The sequence below is a fragment of the Brevundimonas nasdae genome, from assembly GCF_016654005.1.
Lineage (GTDB): Bacteria > Pseudomonadota > Alphaproteobacteria > Caulobacterales > Caulobacteraceae > Brevundimonas > Brevundimonas nasdae.
Genome location: NZ_JAEPWN010000002.1, coordinates 192,244 through 210,285 on the forward strand (window position 1 = coordinate 192,244; position 18,042 = coordinate 210,285).

Consider the following 18,042-nt stretch of genomic DNA (forward strand, 5'->3'; position numbering starts at 1 on the left):
TGCTGTGAGTTTCCTTCCGCGCCAAGCCGGTTCGCCTCAGACCTGCATGATCTCTTGTTCCTTGGTCTTCAAGGCTTCGTCGATGCGCTTGATAGCCGCGTCCGTTTCCTTCTGGACATCGGTTTCCAGCTTCTTTTGTTCGTCCTGGCTGATTTCGCCGCCCTTCTCAGCCTTCTTGAAGTCGTCGTTGGCGTCGCGACGGACGTTGCGCACGGCGATCTTCTGTTGTTCGGCATATTTGCCGGCCAGCTTGACCAGGTCCTTGCGGCGCTCTTCCGTCAGAGGCGGAACCGGGATGCGCAGTGTCTGACCATCGACGATAGGGTTCAGGCCCAGGTTGGCGTTGCGGATGGCCTTTTCGACGGCGACCACCATCGACTTGTCCCAGACGTTGACCGAGATCATGCGCGGTTCCGGCACGCTGACTGCGGCGACCGCTGTCAGCGGCGAAGCCGAGCCATAGGCCTCGACACGTACCGGCTCCAGCAGCCCGGCATTGGCGCGGCCGGTGCGCAGACCGCTGAATTCTTCCTTCAGGGCGGCGACCGACTTGTCCATGCGGTCGCGGTAGGTTTTCAGTTCAGGCTTGGCCATCGTCTAGGTCTCTCTTGTCTCTGTCAGGTCTCTCGGGCTGCTCAGGCAGCGTCCTTGATCACCGTGAACGTGCCTTCGCCCGTCAGGGTCCGGCGAAGTGAATCGTCTTCCCGGATCGAGAAGACCACGATCGGAATGCCCGTGTCGCGCATCATGGCGATGGCCGAGGCGTCCATGACGCGCAGATCCTTGGCCAGCACATCCTGATAGGTCAGGGTTTCATAGCGGGTCGCGGTCGGATCCTTCTTGGGATCGGCGGTATAGACGCCGTCGACGCTGGTGCCCTTCAGCAGGGCGTCGCAGCCCATCTCAGCCGCGCGCAAGGCTGCGCCCGAGTCGGTCGTGAAGAAGGGGGCGCCCACGCCTGCGGCGAAAATCACCACGCGTCCCTTTTCCAGGTGACGCAGGGCGCGGCGGCGAATGTAGGGTTCAGCGATGGCGGCCATGGGAATGGCGCTCTGCACGCGGGTCGACACGCCGATCTTCTCGAGCGCCGACTGCATCGCCAGGGCGTTCATGATGGTCGCCAGCATGCCCATGTAGTCGGCCTGGGCGCGCTCCATGCCCGCCGCCGCCTTGGACAGGCCGCGGAAAATGTTGCCGCCGCCGATCACCAGGCAGATCTCAACGCCCTCAGCCGCCACCTGCGCCACGGCCTTGGCCACCGTATCCACGGTCGCCATGTCGACGCCGAAGGATTGGTCGCCCATCAGGACTTCACCAGAAACCTTCAACAGCACGCGTTTGTAGCGGAAGTTGGCGGGGGCGTCGGGCATGCGGGGGGTTCCGTTTTACTGCGGCGCCATTGAATCAGGCGACTTCTTATAGACGAAGGGCGCGTCAGCCATCAAAGCCGAACGCGCCCTTCTGATGCAAATCCCTCACGAATGAGGGGATAGAGGCTTAGTTGCCGCCCATCATGGAGGCGACTTCCGACGCGAAGTCGGGGCCTTCAACCTTCTCGACGCCTTCGCCCAGCGCCAGACGGACGAAGCCGGCCAGGTGCAGGTTGGAGGAGCCCAGCTCCTTGGCCGAGTTGGCGACCAGCTGTTCGATGGTCACGTCCGGATCCATGACGAACGGTTGCTTGGACAGCACCACGTCCTTCTGGAACTTGTTGATCTGACCTTCGACGATCTTGGCGATCATGTTTTCCGGACGGCCTTCTTCCTTGGCCTTCTCGGTCAGGACGGTGCGTTCCTTTTCGATCGCAGCCGGATCCAGATCGTCCGTGTTCAGCGACAGCGGAGCAGTCGCGGCGACGTGCATGGCGATCTTGCGGCCCAGTTCGCGCAGAGCGGTCTTGTCGCCCTCGCCTTCCAGGGCGACCAACACGCCGATGCGGCCAACGCCCGGCGAGACAGCATTGTGGACGTAAGTTGAAACCACGCCTTCTTCCACCGACAGGCGGGCGGCGCGGCGCAGTTGCATGTTCTCGCCGATGGTGGCGATCATGTTCGTCACTTCGTCCTGGACCGTCTTGCCGGCTTCCAGTTCAGCGCCGTGCAGGGCTTCGACCGTGTGGTGCTCCAGACCCAGTTGGGCGAACGACTTGGCGGCGTTCTGGAACAGTTCGTTACGGGCGACGAAGTCGGTTTCGGCGTTGAATTCGATGGCGGCGGCGACTTCGCCCTTGCCGTCTTCCTTCGACGCGACAGCGACCAGGCCTTCAGCGGCGACGCGGTCTGCCTTCTTGGCGGCCTTGGACAGGCCCTTGGCGCGCAGCCAATCGATTGCTGCATCGATGTTGCCGTCGTTTTCGACCAGCGCCTTCTTGCAGTCCATCATGCCGACGCCCGAACGCTCGCGAAGTTCCTTCACGAGGGCGGCAGTGATCTCGGCCATGTTCTTCTCCTTGGGGGGATTTCGATGTGGGAACGGCCGGGCTGCTTTAGCCCGGCCGTGTGTCAGTTCAACGCACGGCCTTCTTTCCTGGCGCTAGGCTTTAGCACCTAAGAAGACCGTAGGGCGATCAGCCCTCAGCCTTCTCAGCTTCGACGGTCGGTTCAGCAGCCGCTTCCAGTTCAGCAGCAGCGCCTTCCGTGCCGGCCGGTGCAGCTTCAGCAGCAACCGGAGCCGAGGCTTCGCGCAGCATCGGCTCAACCGGGGCTTCCGAAGCGCCCAGGTCGATTCCCGAGGCCGAAGCGCCAGCCGCCAGACCGTCCAAGACGGCGTCGGCGATCAGGTCGCAGTAGGTCTGGATGGCGCGGGCGGCGTCGTCGTTGCCCGGGACCGGATAGGTGATGCCGTCCGGGTCCGAGTTGGTGTCCAGGATGGCGATGATCGGGATGTTCAGCTTGCGGGCTTCCTGGATCGCGATCGCTTCCTTGTTGGTGTCGATCACGAACATGATGTCCGGGATCGAACCCATGTCCTTGATGCCGCCCAGCGACAGCTCCAGCTTGTCCTTCTCGCGCTGCAGCGTCAGCAGCTCCTTCTTGACGCGGCCTTCGCCGCCGTTCTCGAGGATGGCTTCCAGTTCACGCAGACGAGCGATCGAGCCCGAGACGGTGCGCCAGTTGGTCAGCGTGCCGCCGAGCCAACGGTTGTTCATGTAGTACTGGGCGCAGCGCTTGGCGGCTTCAGCAACCGGCTCAGAGGCCTGGCGCTTGGTGCCGACGAACAGAACGCGACCGCCCTTGGCGGCGACTTCACGCACGGCCACCAGAGCCTGGTGGAACAGCGGCATCGTCTGCGACAGGTCGATGATGTGGATGTTCGAGCGCGAGCCGAAGATGTAGCGGTCCATCTTCGGGTTCCAGCGGTGCGTCTGGTGGCCGAAGTGAGCGCCTGCTTCCAGCAGGGTGCGCATCGAGAATTCTGGCAAAGCCATGATCGTTCAGTCCTTTTTCCGATCAAACGTGGCGCGGGGGATTAAAGGTCAGATGACCCTCGGAATGGTGCGTATCGGGATGTCTCCCCGAAGCGCGCCTCACCCGCGTTGCGAAATGCCCGCGCGATGTAGGCGGGTTAGGCCGGAAAGGCAAGCGCCGCTCGTCCGCAACGAAAAAGACGGCCCATTTCTGGACCGCCTTTTCCACCAAGACGTTGAGCTGTCCCTATCGGATTGCATCCCGCAGGGTCTGGGCGCGATCCCGGTGCGCCGTGACCGTCGGAATCAGTTCACGAGCCAGGGCGGACAGGGCTGGCGCATCCGTATTGCCCTCAAACCCGTTCAGCAGTGTCAGCGTCTCGTTATGAGCGGCGATCTGCTGGTCCAGATAGACCTTGTTGAAGTCGCCAGGCGTGGCGGCGTTCAGATTGTCGATCAGCCCCTGACGACGTGCGTCCAAGGCGGTGGGAATAGTCACATCCGGCGCGGCCGTCGGCGCAACCTCGGCCAGCTTTTGGCCTGCGGCCGTATGGTCCTTGGTGATCATGGCGGCCAAAGCCTTGACGTCAGCGCTGGTGGATTTGGCAGCCGCCACCTTGGCGGCCTCCAGCTCATACAGATTGCCGGTGGCCAGGCCGGTGACGAAACCGCCCACCGTATTGGCGCCAACTGTGGCGGCCGAGGTCTGGCCGACAACGCCCGATGTGGCGTCCTGCGTGGCGTTCATGGCCTCGGCTGCATTCTGTTTTGCGCTGTCTCCGCCCTGGCTGCAGGCGGCGAGCAGGGCCAGCGATGCGACGCTGGCGATGGCGATATATTTCATTGGAGTAGTCTCCCTGTGGACTCCCCAAACCTCTCAGCGCCCCGCGAAGTTCCCAAATTCAACCGATTGAGCCGGTGCCTCAGGCTTCTTCCAGCATGACGACGCCGGGCGCCGACTTCAGCGCGCCCCGCAAAGCGCCATCCAGTCGATAGCGTCCGGGCAGTTTCAGCTCGACCTCCTGACGACCATCCAGAGAGGCGACCAGAGACACTTCCCCGCCCTTTCCGATCGCGCCGGATCGGGCCTTCTCCAACCGCGACCGCAAGGCCTCGGCGTCCGCGGTTCGGGCCGACACATGGATGCGCAGACCGATGTTGGCGTCATCCAGCAGGTTGTCCATTCGTGATGCGTCATCACCGAAGAAGCGCACCTCCCCGTCTGACGACTTGGCGCGCACACGCACCATGACGGACGCCCCCGGCTCCAGCACCTCACGGCATTTGCGCAACTGCTCCGGCGGGAACAGGCATTCAAACTCGCCGGTGGGGTCCGAGAAGGTGACGAAGGCGAACTTCTCGCCGGTGCGCGCGCTGGCGCGTTCCTGCCTGCGCCGCACCATGCCCGCCATCTGGAAGGCTTCGTGACCGGATTCCGCCAGCGGAATCGCTTCGGCGACAAAGGTGACGCGCTTGCGCTTCAGCGCCGTCGTCATCTCGTCCAACGGGTGCCCCGACAGGTAGAAGCCAACAGCGGCCAGTTCGTGATCCAGGCGTTCCGGACCGACCCAGGGGTCGACATTCTTCAGGCGCGGCCGCGCGGCGTGCGCCTGATCGCCGCCGAACAGCGACACCTGCGATGACGCCCGCTCCGCCGCCACGCTCTGGCAATAGGCCATCAAGATGTCGGCCTGCTCCACCAGCTGGCGGCGGTTGGGATGGATGCTGTCGAACGCGCCCGCCTTGGCCAGGCCTTCCAGCGCCCGCTTGTTGACGCTGCGCGGATCGACCCGCTCAAGGAAGTCGAAGATGTCGGGGAAACGCCCGCCCGTTTCGCGCACCTCGATGACGTGCTTCATGGCCTCAAGGCCCACGTTGCGGATCGCGCCCAGCGCATAAAGCACCGATCCCTTGTCATCGTCCCAGGCCACGTCGAAGTCGGCGGACGAGCGGTTGATGTCCGGCGCCAGGACCGGCACTTCGAACCGCCGCGCATCCTGATAGAAGACCGCCAGCTTGTCGGTGTTCGACAGATCGAGGCTCATCGATGCGGCGAAGAACTCGACCGGATGATTGGCCTTCAACCAGCCCGTCTGAAACGAGATCAGCGCATAGGCGGCGGCGTGCGACTTGTTGAAGCCGTAGCCTGCAAACTTGGCCACCAGATCGAAGATGGAGCCGGACTGGGCCTCGGGGACATCCTTCTCCAGCGCGCCCTTGACGAAGCGAAGGCGCTGGAAGTCCATCTCCTCCTTCTTCTTCTTGCCCATCGCGCGGCGCAGAAGGTCGGCTTCACCCAGGCTGTAGCCCGCCAGGATTTGGGCGATCTTCATCACCTGCTCCTGGTAGATGATGACGCCATAGGTCTCGGTCAGCACCTCGGTCAGCGACGGATGCAGATAGTCGACCTCGGCCCGGCCGAACTTGCGGTCGATATAGGTGTCGATCATCTCCATCGGGCCCGGCCGATACAGGGAGATCAGCGCGGTGATCTCCTCGATCGAGCTGCATCGCATCTTGCGCAGGGTGTCGCGCATGCCTTGAGATTCCAGTTGGAACACGCCGACCGTCTGGCCGGAGGCCATCAACTCGTAGGTCTTGGCGTCATTCAGCGGCAGTTGGTTCCAGGTCGGCGCCAGCCCGCGACGCGACAGATAGCCGTGCGCGCGGTCCAGGGTCGTCAGGGTCTTCAGGCCCAGGAAGTCGAACTTCACCAGCCCCGCAGGCTCCACCCACTTCATATTGAACTGGCTGGCCGGAATGGTGGAGCGCGGGTCCTGATACAGCGGCACCAGTTCCGTCAGAGGACGGTCGCCGATGACAATGCCCGCCGCGTGGGTCGAGGCGTTGCGGTACAGGCCCTCAAGCTCCAGCGCTGTCTCCAGCAGGGTCTTCACCGCAGCCTCGGCGTCGCGCGCCTCTTTCAGGCGCGGCTCCAGCTCAATGGCCTGGGCCAGGGTGACCGGATTGGCCGGGTTGTTCGGCACCATCTTGCAGAGCCGGTCCACCTGGCCCAGCGGCATCTGCAGCACGCGCCCCACGTCGCGCAGCACAGCCCGCGCCTGCAGGGTGCCGAAGGTGATGATCTGCGCGACCCGGTCCTTGCCGTAGTGGGCCTGCACATAGTCGATCACCTCTTCCCGCCGCTCCTGGCAGAAGTCGATGTCGAAGTCGGGCATGGAGACCCGTTCCGGGTTCAGGAAGCGCTCGAACAGCAGGCCGAACCGCAGGGGGTCAAGATCGGTGATGGTCAGGGACCAGGCGACCAGCGAACCGGCCCCAGAGCCCCGCCCCGGCCCCACCGGGATGCCATGCTCCTTGGCCCATTTGATGAAGTCCGACACGATCAGGAAGTAGCCGGGGAAACCCATCTGCTGGATGATCCCGACCTCCCACTCCAGGCGGGTCCAGTATTCCTCTTCGGGAACCGCGGCCTCGACCTCGGTCAGGCGGACCTTCAGGCCTTCGCGCGCCTGATGCGCCAGTTCATCAGCTTCTGAGCGCCCTGCCCCCGTATCGAAGCGCGGCAGGATCGGCGCATGCGTCTTGACCAGGAAGGCGCAACGCCGGGCGATGTCGATGGTGTTGTCGCAGGCCTCGGGCAGGTCCGCGAACAGTTCGCGCATCGCCTCGGCGGACTTGAACCAGTGCTCGCCCGTAATCCGGCGCCGATCTTCCTGACCTGTGAAGGCGCCGTCGGCGATGCACAACAGGGCGTCGTGCGACTTCGCCTGCGACGCCTTGGCGTAATAGACGTCGTTGGTCGCGACCAGCGGCACGTCATTGGCGTAGGCCCATTCGACCAATCCCGGCTCGGCGCGTCGTTCATCGTCGAGCCCGTGGCGTTGCAGTTCGACGTAGAAACGGTCGCCAAACGCCGCCTTCATGGCCTCCAGCGCCTCGACCGCCTCAGCCTTTTTACCCTGCGCGAGCAGCGGATCGACCGGACCGTCCGGCCCGCCCGACAGCAGCAGCAGACCTTCGGACCGCTCCACGACCTGACGCCAATCGACGCCCGGTTCGGGCATTTCGCCGGAGTCGAGATAGGCGGACGACGACAGGGCGCACAGATTCAGCCAGCCCGCCTCGTTCTGGGCCAATAGGACGACGGTGGGCATCTTGGCCCAGCGGGCGTTGAGCTGCCCTCCGATGCCGAACACAGGCAGGGCGCAGGCGACAATGGGCTGAACCCCGGAATCCTTTGTGGCCTGACTGAACTCCAGCGCACCGAACAGATTGGCCCGGTCCGCGACCGCGACAGCCGGCATGCCGGCGTCCGCCGCCATCTTGCCGATCTTGCCCGCCTTGATCGCGCCTTCCAGCAACGAATAGGCCGAGCGCACGCGCAGATGGACGAAACCCTGACCCTCTGCTGCACTCACTGTTCGCTCCTTCGTCTGTGACCGGATCAGACGCCGACTCGGCGCTCACGCCAACGGCTTGGCCGATATGGCGTCGCAGAAGCGAGCGTCAAACGGTCAGACTGTCGGAGCGTCAGACGGACGTGGCCATCAGAGCCGCCTGCCAGACCATCCAGACGAAGCCGCCGCACGACGCAAGCGACAGCATATCCCTCATCAAACGCGGCATCGGCTTATCCCCAGATCAACTTCTGTGTTCCGGGAATGTTCTATGTTCCGATTTTGTTCCCGTCAAGCGTCGGACGCTGTGAACCCTATGCGCGTCAAGGCCGAGGCCAGAGCCGCCGAGTTCGGCGACTGGGTCTTGCGCAACAGGCTGGCGCGGAAGAACTCGACAGTCCGCGGACTGAGCGACAATGCCTGCGCGATCTGTTTGGTGGTGCGGCCCGCAACCAGATACTCGGCCACCTGCCGCTCGCGCCGCGTGAATGTCAGCGTGTCCTGCCGTGGGATGGAGGCCAGGATGTCCAGCGCCCGCCGCGCCGCGCCCAGCAGTTGTTCTGGCGTGGTGGGCTTGGTCAGGACATTGTCGACGCCCAGGCGCATGGCGTCGACGGTCGTCAGCACATCGACATAGGCGCTGACCAGAATGACCGCGTGCCGCCCGAAGGCGCAGAAGGCGCCGACCAGATCCAACCCTTCGATGCCCGGCAGCTTCAGATCAACGACGATGCAGGTCGGGTCAGCATCCGACGCCCACATCAGGGCGTCCAGCGGGTCGGTGAAACCCACCGCCTGAAATCCGGCCTCGCGGAATGTGAGCAGCGTCATGCCCAGGATCGCAGGGTCGTCGTCGATCACCAGGATTTCCTGGGTCACATCAGTTCCCTGAGCAACGCGCTCCGTCGATTGCTCATCGCCCATGCCTCCCGACTTGCGAAGGCGGTCGTTCGATGCTGCAGGATCAAACGTCGAGAGTCCCAAACTTTCCATGCGCACAAAATACAAGGCCGGTTGATCTGCGAAACCTCGTAGTCCCACGCAATTGATCAAGCAGCGCAGTTGGTCCAGCCATCAGGTGATGATGAAATCACTGAATGAGCGCCGTGTCGGCATGCTGGAAGCCGCAATCCTTGTCACTCGCGTAGAGCAGGATTTCGAAACGGGTCGTCTTTGGCCCGCTCTCAGGGATCTACGCAAAGGCCATGCCAGAACCTTGGGATTGGCCGGCGTCATCCTCTGCGACGCCAATCGCGTCATGTATGGTCTTGAAGGCAGCGGACAGTATCTGGACCGCTTTACTCAGATGCTGGAGGACAGCCCTTGCGAGGTCGACGTCCAGCTGCTGTTGCGCCGCCCCATCGCCCAGCGAACCTATCGGGCCCCTGCTCTCCTGGTGCCGACCCTGGCCAAGGAGGAACGGACCTGGCTGCGAGAGGAACTGGACGACACCGCCTCGGACCTCACCACCCTGCCCACCTTCCTGACCTGGCTGGCGTTGCGTCAGGCGGAAACCATTGTCGGAGGGTACGGCGACGGGCTGATGGCCCCCGCCGACAGCTTCCCGTCCACCCGTTCGCACACAACCCGGCACTGAGCCGCGTAACCTGAAAATCAGTAGGCGTGGCTCTCGGCGGCGCGCTCTTCCAGGTGGCCGTCCTTCAGGGCGAACACCCGGTCCATATGGCCGGCCAACTCCATGTTGTGGGTGGCGATCAGGGCGGCGACGCCCGTGGTCTTCGCCAGACTGCGCAGGGACTCGAAGACGGACTGGCTGGTCGTCGGATCCAGATTGCCCGTCGGTTCATCCGCCAGCAGCAGACGTGGGCCGTTCGCCAGGGCGCGACCGATAGCCACCCGCTGCTGCTCGCCGCCTGAAAGCTGCGCCGGCTGGTGCGTCATTCGCTCGCCGAGCCCAAGCACCGTCAGCGTCTCTTCGGCGCGCTTGCGGGCCTCCGCCTGCGTGACACCCGCGATCCTCATGGGCAGCGCGACATTATCGCGCGCATCGAACTCGGGCAGCAGGTGGTGGAACTGATAGACGAAGCCGATCCGGCTGAGACGCAGGCGCGTGCGCGCCCGCTCGTCCAGATTTCCGACAGCCTCGCCGTCAATCGTCACCGTGCCCGCCGTAGGCCGCTCCAGCAGGCCAGCCGCGTGCAGCAGCGACGATTTGCCCGAGCCGGATGGACCGATCAGCCCCACGATCTCACCCGGAAACACGTCCAGATCGACGCCCTTCAGCACCGTCAGACCGCCGAGCGCCGTCTCATAGGTGCGCGTCAGACCGCGCACGGACAGGATGGGAGCCTTACTCATAACGCAGCGCCTCAATCGGATCGATCCGGGTGGCGACCCACGACGGGATCAGACTGGCGATGCAGGACATGAAGGTGGCCCAGACGGTGATCCAGATCACGTCAACCGGATCGACCTCCGCCGGAATGGCGTCCAGCATATAGACGTCGGAGTTGAACAGCTTGGTCTGGAACACCCACTCCAACGCGTGCTGGATCGCGCCGATGTTCAGACAGAACAACAGCCCCAGGATCAGCCCTGCGACCGTCCCCGCGATGCCGATCATGGACCCGGCCATGAAGAAGACGCGCAGGATGGACGACGGGCTGGCCCCGATGGTGCGCAGGATCGCGATGTCCTTGGTCTTGTTCTTCACCAGCATGACGATGCCGGAGATGATGTTCAGCGCGGCGATGGCGACCACCATGCCCAGGATGATGCTCATGGCCACGCGCTCAACCTTCAGCGCGCCGTAGAATGCGGCCTGACGTTCGCGCCAGTCGGTGACGATGGCCCCCGGCCCAGCGGCGTCACGCACCGCTGCGGTCATGTCGCCCACCTTGTCGGCGTTCGCGACCTTGATCTCGATGACGTCCCAGACGCCTTCCTTGCCGAAGAACAGCTGCTGCTGCTCCAACGGCATGAACATGAAGGCGCGGTCGTAATCCGCCGCGCCGGAGCGGAACAGGCCGCCGATGTAGTAGGTCTTTTCCAGCCCGCCCAGATTGCCGAAGGCGCTGTCGGCGCCCGTGGGCGAAAACAGGGTGATGGGATCACCGACACGCACCCCCATGGAGTTGGCGAGCGTCGCCCCCATCAGAATGCGGTCGCCGCCATAGGCGCCCTTGCCGAAGCTGTCCCGTTCGGCAGGCGTCAGACTGTCAAAGACGAACTTGGTGTCCGCCAGGTCTTCGGGCCGCACGCCGCGCACGACAGCGCCGGTCGTATAGCTGCCGACGCGAACCAGACTCTGCGCCTCGTTCAGCGGCGCCACGCTGACGACGCCCGGCACGGCTGCAATCCGCTTCAACGCCTCGTCTCGATCCAGCGAGGTCAGGACGCTGCCTTGGACATACATATGCCCGTTGAAGGACAGCATCCGCCCCAGCAGCTCGTTCCTGAAGCCCGACATGATGCTCAGCACCACGATAAGCGCCATCACGGCCAGCAGAATGCCGATGAAGCTAATGATGGCGATCAGGGCGACCCCGCCCTCCTTGCGCTTGGCGCGCAGATAACGGAGGGCGAGACCGATCTCCCACGAGGAGAATGGACCGGAAGGACGAGACGGCAGGTTCAAGCAGTCAACCTTTCGAGGGCTTCAGCCAGCGGCACAGACAGTTTTTCGCCGGTCGCACGGCGCTTCAGCTCGACCACGCCGTCGGCCAGTCCCTTGGGACCGATGGTCAGCTGCCACGGCACGCCGATCAGATCAGCGGTGGCGAACTTGCCGCCGGGGCGTTCGTCGGTGTCGTCATACAGCACGTCCTTACCCAGCTTCTCCAACTGAGCCACTGCGTCTTCACAGGCCGCCGAAACGGCTTCGTCATTGGCGCGCAGATTGATGACGACCACGTCGAACGGCGCGACCGAATCCGGCCAGATGATGCCGCCTTCGTCGTGGCTGGCCTCGATGATTGCACCCAACAGGCGCGACACGCCGACGCCGTAGCTGCCCATATGGACCTCGGCGTCCTGACCGTCAGGACCGGCAACCTTGGCCTTCATCGGCGCCGAATATTTCGTGCCGAAATAGAAGATGTGACCGACCTCGATGCCGCGCGCGGACAGGCGATCGCCCTCCGCCGTCTCGCTCTCGAAACGCGCGACGTCGTGCATTTCTTCGGTGGCGGCGTACAGAGCCGTGCGTTCCTTGAAGACGTCTTCCAGTTGCTCGACGCTGAGGTTGTGCCCCGGCGCATCCATCTCGACCAGCTTGCGGTCGCAGAAGACCTCGCTCTCGCCGGTCTCGGCCAGAACGATGAATTCGTGGCTCAGGTCGCCGCCGATGGGGCCGGTGTCGGCGCGCATCGGCACGGCTTTCAGGCCCAGACGTGAGAAGGTGTTCAGATAGGCCGCGAACATGCGCTTGTAGGCGATGCGGGCGGCCGCCTCGTCCACGTCGAACGAATAGGCGTCCTTCATCAGGAACTCACGACCGCGCATGACGCCAAAGCGCGGGCGGCGCTCGTCGCGGAACTTCCACTGAATGTGAAACAGGTTCAGCGGCAGGGACTTGTAGGACTTCACATAGGCCCGGAAGATGTCGGTGATCATCTCCTCATTGGTGGGTCCGTACAGCAGTTCGCGCTCATGGCGGTCCGTGATGCGCAGCATTTCGGGGCCGTAGGCGTCGTAACGACCCGACTCGCGCCACAGATCGGCCAGTTGCAGCGTGGGCATCAGCAGTTCGACCGCCCCTGCCCGCTGCTGTTCTTCACGCACGATCTGCTCGATCTTGCGCAGCACCCGCAGACCCAATGGCAGCCAGGCGTAGATGCCGGCGGCCTCCTGTTTGATCATGCCCGCGCGCAGCATCAGCTGGTGCGAAACAATCTGGGCGTCCGAAGGGGCTTCCTTCAGCGTGGGCAGGAAAAAGCGCGACAGGCGCATGATCAGGAATCCTAGGCGTCGAAACAGTCCTAAGGCTTTAGCCGTTGGACCGGGGCGAAAGCTAGGCCGCCTTATCGTTTAGACGGCTGGCGCCCGTGAGAAATCAGGCAGAGGCAGCCAGCCCGTGTAGATCAGCACCATGATGAAGATCCAGACCAGCACCGCCACCCAGGTCGTGGTGATGAACTTCTTCTTCAGATTCGGCGTCTTGGGCGCGCCCCACTGGGCGCCGTCCTTCGGCGGTTCGGGCGATTCCTGCGACATGCCCAACGGCAGAATGCCGAACAGCACCGTCCACCAGACGACGACGTAGATACCGATCATGGTGAAGATGCCGATGGGCATGACTGACCTCTAGGGGTGCGGCAGACCGATCCCGTAGCGGGCGGCCAGATAGGGAATAATCGCCTCGTCCTGCAGGAACAGGCGGCCAGTCGTCGCACTGACCTGGGCGTCAGGCCAGTCGAACTGGCCGTCCAGCACCAGCAGCGGACAGCTCTGATCCGCCTCCCCGACCCACTCCAGCACAGCCGGGCGCGGGCGGGGGAAGTCCACATAGACCACGTCCAGCAGTTCGCGCAGCTTCGGATAGAAGCTGAGTACGCCCTCAATCACCGCTCCAGGCGGGCAGTACCAGGGTCCGCCGTGCGCGTCGTGCCAGTCGGGTTTGATGAGGAAAAGCGGCTCAGCCATGACGATGCTCTACAGACGAAGGACGATGGTTTCCACGATCGGGCGACGATCCCAGATGCGTTGGCTGGCCTTCTTCAACACACGACCAACCGCCTGTTCGATGACCATTTCATCTTCCAGCGCCTCGCCCTTCAGGCTGGTGACCACCTGTTCCACGCGCTCGGCCAGATCATCCAAGACATCCCCAAGCGGCTTCTCAAGGTCGCCGGGCAGACCCACGCTGCGGATGTCTATGTCGCTGACGATCCGTCCGCGCTTGTCCAGGCAGAAGCTGACGATCAGGACGCCGTTGGTCGAGGCGTGACGGCGCTCTTTCAGAGCCTCGCCCTGTTCCGTCACCAGCATGCCGCCGTCGACATAGAGGCGGCCGTTGGGCACTTCGTCGATGATGGCCGCAGGACCAGGTGCCAGGCGCACCATGTCGCCATTGCGCGGCGTCACGGCCTCCTTGACGCCCATGTCCTTGGCCAGGTTTGCGTGTTCCAGCAGGAAGCGGCGCACGCCATGGGTCGGCACCGCAATCTGGGGCCGCGCCCATTCGTACATCTGCTTCAGTTCGTCGCGGCACGGGTGGCCGGAGACGTGGATGCCGGGGCTGTCTTTCTCGGTGTACAGGCGCACGCCACGGTCCGCGAGACGGTCCTGCAGACGACCGATGGCCAGTTCATTGCCGGGAATCTGGCGCGACGAGAAGATGCAGTGGTCGCCCAGGCCCAGCTTGACCGTCGGATGGGTGCCGTCCGCCACGCGCGACAGGGCCGCGCGCGCCTCGCCTTGGCTGCCGGTGCACAGATACAAGATCTGATCGGCGGGCCAGACGCGGGCTTCTTCGTCGGACAGGAAGGGCTTCACGTCCTGCAACATGCCGACGTGCTTCGCCGCCGCCGTGATGCGGTGCATCGACCGACCGGCCAAGGCGACGCGCCGCCCATTGGCCTCGGCGGCGCGGATGACGCTGTCCATGCGCGCGACGTTGGAGGCGAAGCAGCCAACCGCCACCCTGCCCTTCAGGGTCGAGATCAGCTTGGTGATCGCCACCGCCACATCGCCTTCGGACCCGGCGACGCCCGGCACGAAGACATTGGTCGAGTCGCAGACCATCGCCAGCACGCCCTTGTCGCCCAGGGCGCGGATGGCGGGAGCGTCGGTCTTGGAGCCGATGACCGGCTGGTCGTCGATCTTCCAGTCGCCGGTGTGGAACACCAGGCCCAGGGGCGTGTCGATGGCCAGGCCGTTCGGCTCGGCGATCGAGTGGGTCATAGTGACGAAGGTCACGCCGAACGGGCCCAACTGGACCGAACCACCCAGCGGGATCTCGATCAGTTCGACCTCATCAAGGAGGCCGCGCTCACGCAGCTTGTCGCGGATCAGATAGGCGGTGAAGGGCGTGGCGTAGACCGGCGCCTTGATGCGCGGCCACAACCAGCCCAGCGCGCCGATATGGTCTTCGTGCGCATGGGTCAGCACGATGCCGCGAATATTCTCACCTTCCAGATAGGTGGGATCGGGCACGATCACGTCCACGCCGGGCGTCGACAGATCGCCGAAGGTGACGCCGACATCGACGATCAACCATTCGCGATTGTTCTCAGGCCCATACCCGTAGGCGTTCAGGTTCATACCGACCTCGTCCGAGCCGCCTAGCGGCAGGAAAACGAGTTCGTCTTGGGTTTGCTTTTTCATTCAGTCAGTCAAATGGGCGTTGCGACGCCAGATTTCGAGAAGACCACGGATGGTCAGGTCAGGATCAAAATGATCAATGCTGTTGGTCGCCCCTTCGAACAGGCTGGCCACGCCGCCGGTTCCGATGACGGTCATGGGCTTGCCCCACTCCGCCTTGATGCGCGCGACCAGTCCCTCGATCAGGGAGGTGTAGCCCCAGAAAACGCCGGACTGCATGGCCTCGACCGTGCCCTTGCCGATGACGTGTTCCGGGCGCTGGATGGCGATGCGCGGCAGCTTGGCCGCCGCCTCGTGCAGGGCCTGAAGCGATAGATTGATGCCGGGCGCGATCAGGCCGCCCTCAAACGCGCCATCCGCGCCGACAATGTCGAAGGTGGTGGCGGTGCCGCTGTCGATGACGATCAGGTCGCCGGGATACAGCAGCTTGGCGCCAATTGCGTTGACCAGACGGTCCGCCCCGGCCTCACTGGGCTTGGCGATCCGCACGTCGATGCCCAGATTGACGTTCTCACCAATCACCAGCGGCTCGATGTTCAGATATCGCCGTGCCAGATTGCGCAGGTTGAAGATCGACTGCGGCACGACGCTGGAGATGATGCAACCGGTCAGGCCAGCGACCTTCAGCCCCTTCATCAGCATCAGTTGGTTCAGCCAGACAGCATATTCATCCGCCGTCCGCGTGGCCTCGGTTGCGGCGCGCCATTGAGCGATCCATTCGGACCCGTCATGGACCGCAAACAGCGTATTGGTGTTGCCCTGTTCAATCGCCAGCAGCATCAGGCGGTCACGATCTTGGAGGCCGAGCCGAAGAACACGTCCCCCGCCGAGATCAGACGCACCGATCCATCGGCCAGTCGCAGCCGCAGCGCACCGTCCGGCTCAACGCCTTCGGCCACACCTTCGAGCGTTTCATTGTCCAGACGCGCCACGCACGGCCCGTTCAGCCCCGTCAGGCGACTGGTCCAGGCATCCAGCACCGGCTCAAAGCCCAGCGTCTGCCAGCGGCCCCACCAGACAGCGAAGGTCTCGGCCAGAATCTCGGCCGCGGCTTCAATGGGCGGCACATAGGTCAGGTCGGCGCGCAGGCTGTCGGCGACCGCCGCGGCGCCCCGTTCCGTGCCTTGGGGCGCATGGGCCAGGTTCACGCCGATCCCGACGGCCAGCCACAGGTCGCCGTTCGCATGGGCGCCGGATTCAACCAGAATGCCCGACGCCTTGACCCCGCCCAGCAGGACGTCATTGGGCCATTTGATCGTGACCAGAGCCGGCGACACAAAGACGTCCAGCAGGTCCGCCACCGCTAGAGCCGCAACGAAGGTGGCCTGAGCCGCCTCCGCCGCCGACTTGGGCGTTGTGATCAGCAAGGTGGCCGCCAGGTTGCCCTGTTCCATGTCCCACTTGCGGCCACGCCGCCCACGACCTGCGGTCTGGCGGCGCGCCACGATCCAGCGCGGCCCGGTCTCTCCGGCCTCGGCAAGGCGGCGCGCCTCGGCGTTGGTCGAGTCGATCTCGTCGTGGATGACCAGGGGGGCGGGCGTCAACGCCCTACCCGTTCCCGAAACCGGCGCTCGCGGCCTTGGTCAGCGGCTCCAGCCAGGTCAGACCCAGGATCACCAGCGGGAAGGAGAAGGCCGCACAGGCCCAGCCGATCCACTTGGCCTCCACCGGCGCCTTGTCCGTCGGCACGTCATCCACCGGCGCATCGAACCACATCAGCTTGATGATCCGCAGATAATAGAAGGCGGCGACGACCGATGCGACCAGACCAGCGGCGGCGACAGGCCACAGGCCCGCGTTCGCAGCGGCGCCGAACACATAGTACTTGCCCCAGAAGCCCGAGAACGGCGGCATCCCCAGAACCGACAGCGACAGGATGGTCAGGGCCACCGCAGTCAGCGGACGATCCTTCTTCAAACCCGCCAGATCGGCGATGCGGCGGATCGGACGGCCCGACTTGGACAGCGACAGCAGGATGGCGAAGAAGCCCAGCTGGTCGATGACATACAGCGTCATGAACATCAGCATGGCCTGCAGGCCCTGGCTGGTGCCAGCCGCGATGCCCAGCAGGGCGTAACCGATGTTGGCGATGGACGAATAGGCCAGCAGACGCTGGATGTCCTTTTGCGCCAGACCGCCGAACGCGCCGACGACGAAACTGATCAGCGAGATGGCGATCAGAACCTGCGACCACTGAGCGTGGGATTCACCGAACCCGCCTTCCAGAGCGCGCGCGATCAGCACCATGGCCGCAACCTTGGGCGCCGTCGAGAACAGGGCGACGACCGGGGTTGGCGCGCCTTCGTAAACGTCAGGCGTCCACATGTGGAACGGCGCCGCCGAAACCTTGAACGCCAGACCGCAGATCAGGAAGACCAGACCGAACAGCAGGCCAGTCGACGGATGGTCCACGGCGAACGCGGCGATGTCTTCGAACCGCATCGAACCGGCGAAACCGTAGATCAGGCTGGCGCCGTACAGCAGCAAACCCGACGACAGGGCGCCCAGGACGAAATACTTCAGGCCCGCTTCCGACGCCTTGACGTCGTCGCGGTGATAGGCGGCCAGGACGTACAGAGCCAGCGAGTGCAGCTCGATCCCGACGTACATCGAGATCAGGTCGCCCGAGGAGGCCATCATGCCCATGCCGACCGAGGCCAGCACGATCAGGACCGGATATTCGAACTTGGCGATGCGCGTACGCTTCATCCAGCCATCGCCGAGGATGATGGCCACGGCGGCCGACAGATAGATGACGCTCTTGCCATAGATGGCCAGCGGATCAGCAATATAGGCGCCGTTGAAGGCCGAACCCCAGGGGCCGGTGACGGCGATGACGGCGGCGGCGATCAGCAGCAGGGTCGACAGGATCGACACCAACCGGGCGCTCTTGTCGCCGATGAAGGCGCCGACCATCAGCAGGACCAGGGCGCCGACCGCAAGGGTCAGCTCCGAGGCGGCGAGATGCAGGGCGGAGGACAGATCAGGCAT

Annotated in this window: 17 protein-coding genes; 1 reads left to right on the top strand and 16 read right to left on the bottom strand. The window is 64.2% G+C overall.

What is annotated here, in order from left to right; translation table 11 throughout:
* Positions 1 to 36: 36 nt before the first annotated feature.
* The 7 genes from frr to JKF87_RS04215 form a co-directional block, all read right to left on the bottom strand.
* A complete protein-coding gene (frr, locus tag JKF87_RS04185; RefSeq protein ID WP_201097591.1) occupies positions 37 to 594 on the bottom strand; it encodes a ribosome recycling factor in 558 nt (185 codons plus the stop codon).
* Between the two features lie 41 nt (positions 595 to 635).
* Positions 636 to 1,370: a UMP kinase gene (gene pyrH / locus JKF87_RS04190; protein ID WP_201097593.1), complete on the bottom strand. Its 735-nt coding sequence runs from the start codon at positions 1,368 to 1,370 to the stop codon at positions 636 to 638.
* Between the two features lie 127 nt (positions 1,371 to 1,497).
* Positions 1,498 to 2,439 (bottom strand): translation elongation factor Ts, encoded by a 942-nt coding sequence (tsf, locus tag JKF87_RS04195; RefSeq protein ID WP_201097595.1) that lies wholly within the window; start codon positions 2,437 to 2,439, stop codon positions 1,498 to 1,500.
* Between the two features lie 127 nt (positions 2,440 to 2,566).
* Positions 2,567 to 3,427: a 30S ribosomal protein S2 gene (gene rpsB / locus JKF87_RS04200; protein WP_201097597.1), complete on the bottom strand. Its 861-nt coding sequence runs from the start codon at positions 3,425 to 3,427 to the stop codon at positions 2,567 to 2,569.
* A gap of 226 nt (positions 3,428 to 3,653) precedes the next feature.
* Positions 3,654 to 4,250 carry a DUF4142 domain-containing protein gene (locus JKF87_RS04205; RefSeq protein WP_201097599.1) on the bottom strand — a complete coding sequence of 199 codons (597 nt, stop codon included), beginning with the start codon at positions 4,248 to 4,250 and terminating at the stop codon, positions 3,654 to 3,656.
* Between the two features lie 79 nt (positions 4,251 to 4,329).
* Positions 4,330 to 7,788, bottom strand: coding sequence for a DNA polymerase III subunit alpha (gene dnaE, locus JKF87_RS04210; protein ID WP_201097601.1), 3,459 nt, complete (start codon positions 7,786 to 7,788; stop codon positions 4,330 to 4,332).
* 270 nt (positions 7,789 to 8,058) lie between these two features.
* Positions 8,059 to 8,646: a response regulator transcription factor gene (locus tag JKF87_RS04215; RefSeq protein ID WP_244999641.1), complete on the bottom strand. Its 588-nt coding sequence runs from the start codon at positions 8,644 to 8,646 to the stop codon at positions 8,059 to 8,061.
* A gap of 343 nt (positions 8,647 to 8,989) precedes the next feature.
* On the opposite strand from JKF87_RS04215, the gene JKF87_RS04220 reads away from it, so the two are divergent.
* The gene (locus JKF87_RS04220) at positions 8,990 to 9,364 is read left to right on the top strand and encodes a hypothetical protein (protein ID WP_201097604.1); all 375 of its coding nucleotides are present in this window, start codon (positions 8,990 to 8,992) and stop codon (positions 9,362 to 9,364) included.
* Between the two features lie 17 nt (positions 9,365 to 9,381).
* Here the strand turns inward: JKF87_RS04220 and JKF87_RS04225 are convergent, their stop codons facing one another.
* The 9 genes from JKF87_RS04225 to nuoN all read right to left on the bottom strand — a co-directional run bounded on the left by JKF87_RS04225 (position 9,382) and on the right by nuoN (position 18,042).
* On the bottom strand, positions 9,382 to 10,086 hold the full coding sequence (locus JKF87_RS04225; RefSeq protein WP_201097606.1) for an ABC transporter ATP-binding protein: 705 nt from the start codon (positions 10,084 to 10,086) through the stop codon (positions 9,382 to 9,384).
* Positions 10,079 to 11,359 carry a lipoprotein-releasing ABC transporter permease subunit gene (locus JKF87_RS04230; RefSeq protein ID WP_236261144.1) on the bottom strand — a complete coding sequence of 427 codons (1,281 nt, stop codon included), beginning with the start codon at positions 11,357 to 11,359 and terminating at the stop codon, positions 10,079 to 10,081. The genes JKF87_RS04225 and JKF87_RS04230 overlap by 8 nt, the downstream gene beginning before the upstream one ends.
* Positions 11,360 to 11,361: 2 nt before the next feature.
* Positions 11,362 to 12,678 carry a proline--tRNA ligase gene (gene proS, locus JKF87_RS04235; protein WP_201097609.1) on the bottom strand — a complete coding sequence of 439 codons (1,317 nt, stop codon included), beginning with the start codon at positions 12,676 to 12,678 and terminating at the stop codon, positions 11,362 to 11,364.
* A gap of 78 nt (positions 12,679 to 12,756) precedes the next feature.
* The gene (locus tag JKF87_RS04240) at positions 12,757 to 13,023 is read right to left on the bottom strand and encodes a DUF1467 family protein (protein ID WP_201097611.1); all 267 of its coding nucleotides are present in this window, start codon (positions 13,021 to 13,023) and stop codon (positions 12,757 to 12,759) included.
* Positions 13,024 to 13,032: 9 nt separating this feature from the next.
* The gene (locus JKF87_RS04245) at positions 13,033 to 13,371 is read right to left on the bottom strand and encodes a DUF3088 family protein (RefSeq protein WP_201097613.1); all 339 of its coding nucleotides are present in this window, start codon (positions 13,369 to 13,371) and stop codon (positions 13,033 to 13,035) included.
* A 9-nt stretch (positions 13,372 to 13,380) separates the two neighbouring features.
* Positions 13,381 to 15,054, bottom strand: coding sequence for a ribonuclease J (locus tag JKF87_RS04250; RefSeq protein WP_201097615.1), 1,674 nt, complete (start codon positions 15,052 to 15,054; stop codon positions 13,381 to 13,383).
* Complete coding sequence (locus JKF87_RS04255; RefSeq protein WP_201098187.1) at positions 15,055 to 15,834, bottom strand: type III pantothenate kinase; 780 nt, start codon at positions 15,832 to 15,834, stop codon at positions 15,055 to 15,057. It abuts the gene before it with no gap.
* Positions 15,831 to 16,595: a biotin--[acetyl-CoA-carboxylase] ligase gene (locus JKF87_RS04260; protein ID WP_201097617.1), complete on the bottom strand. Its 765-nt coding sequence runs from the start codon at positions 16,593 to 16,595 to the stop codon at positions 15,831 to 15,833. The genes JKF87_RS04255 and JKF87_RS04260 overlap by 4 nt, the downstream gene beginning before the upstream one ends.
* A gap of 4 nt (positions 16,596 to 16,599) precedes the next feature.
* Positions 16,600 to 18,042: an NADH-quinone oxidoreductase subunit NuoN gene (nuoN, locus tag JKF87_RS04265; RefSeq protein WP_201097620.1), complete on the bottom strand. Its 1,443-nt coding sequence runs from the start codon at positions 18,040 to 18,042 to the stop codon at positions 16,600 to 16,602.

Coding starts and splice junctions, on each gene's coding strand:
- JKF87_RS04240 (WP_201097611.1), bottom strand. CDS start 13,023: ATGCCCATCGGCATCTTCACCATGATCGGTATCTACGTCGTCGTCTGG.
- frr (WP_201097591.1), bottom strand. CDS start 594: ATGGCCAAGCCTGAACTGAAAACCTACCGCGACCGCATGGACAAGTCG.
- JKF87_RS04245 (WP_201097613.1), bottom strand. CDS start 13,371: ATGGCTGAGCCGCTTTTCCTCATCAAACCCGACTGGCACGACGCGCAC.
- proS (WP_201097609.1), bottom strand. CDS start 12,678: ATGCGCCTGTCGCGCTTTTTCCTGCCCACGCTGAAGGAAGCCCCTTCG.
- JKF87_RS04225 (WP_201097606.1), bottom strand. CDS start 10,086: ATGAGTAAGGCTCCCATCCTGTCCGTGCGCGGTCTGACGCGCACCTAT.
- rpsB (WP_201097597.1), bottom strand. CDS start 3,427: ATGGCTTTGCCAGAATTCTCGATGCGCACCCTGCTGGAAGCAGGCGCT.
- nuoN (WP_201097620.1), bottom strand. CDS start 18,042: ATGCCTGATCTGTCCTCCGCCCTGCATCTCGCCGCCTCGGAGCTGACC.
- JKF87_RS04250 (WP_201097615.1), bottom strand. CDS start 15,054: ATGAAAAAGCAAACCCAAGACGAACTCGTTTTCCTGCCGCTAGGCGGC.
- pyrH (WP_201097593.1), bottom strand. CDS start 1,370: ATGCCCGACGCCCCCGCCAACTTCCGCTACAAACGCGTGCTGTTGAAG.
- JKF87_RS04205 (WP_201097599.1), bottom strand. CDS start 4,250: ATGAAATATATCGCCATCGCCAGCGTCGCATCGCTGGCCCTGCTCGCC.
- tsf (WP_201097595.1), bottom strand. CDS start 2,439: ATGGCCGAGATCACTGCCGCCCTCGTGAAGGAACTTCGCGAGCGTTCG.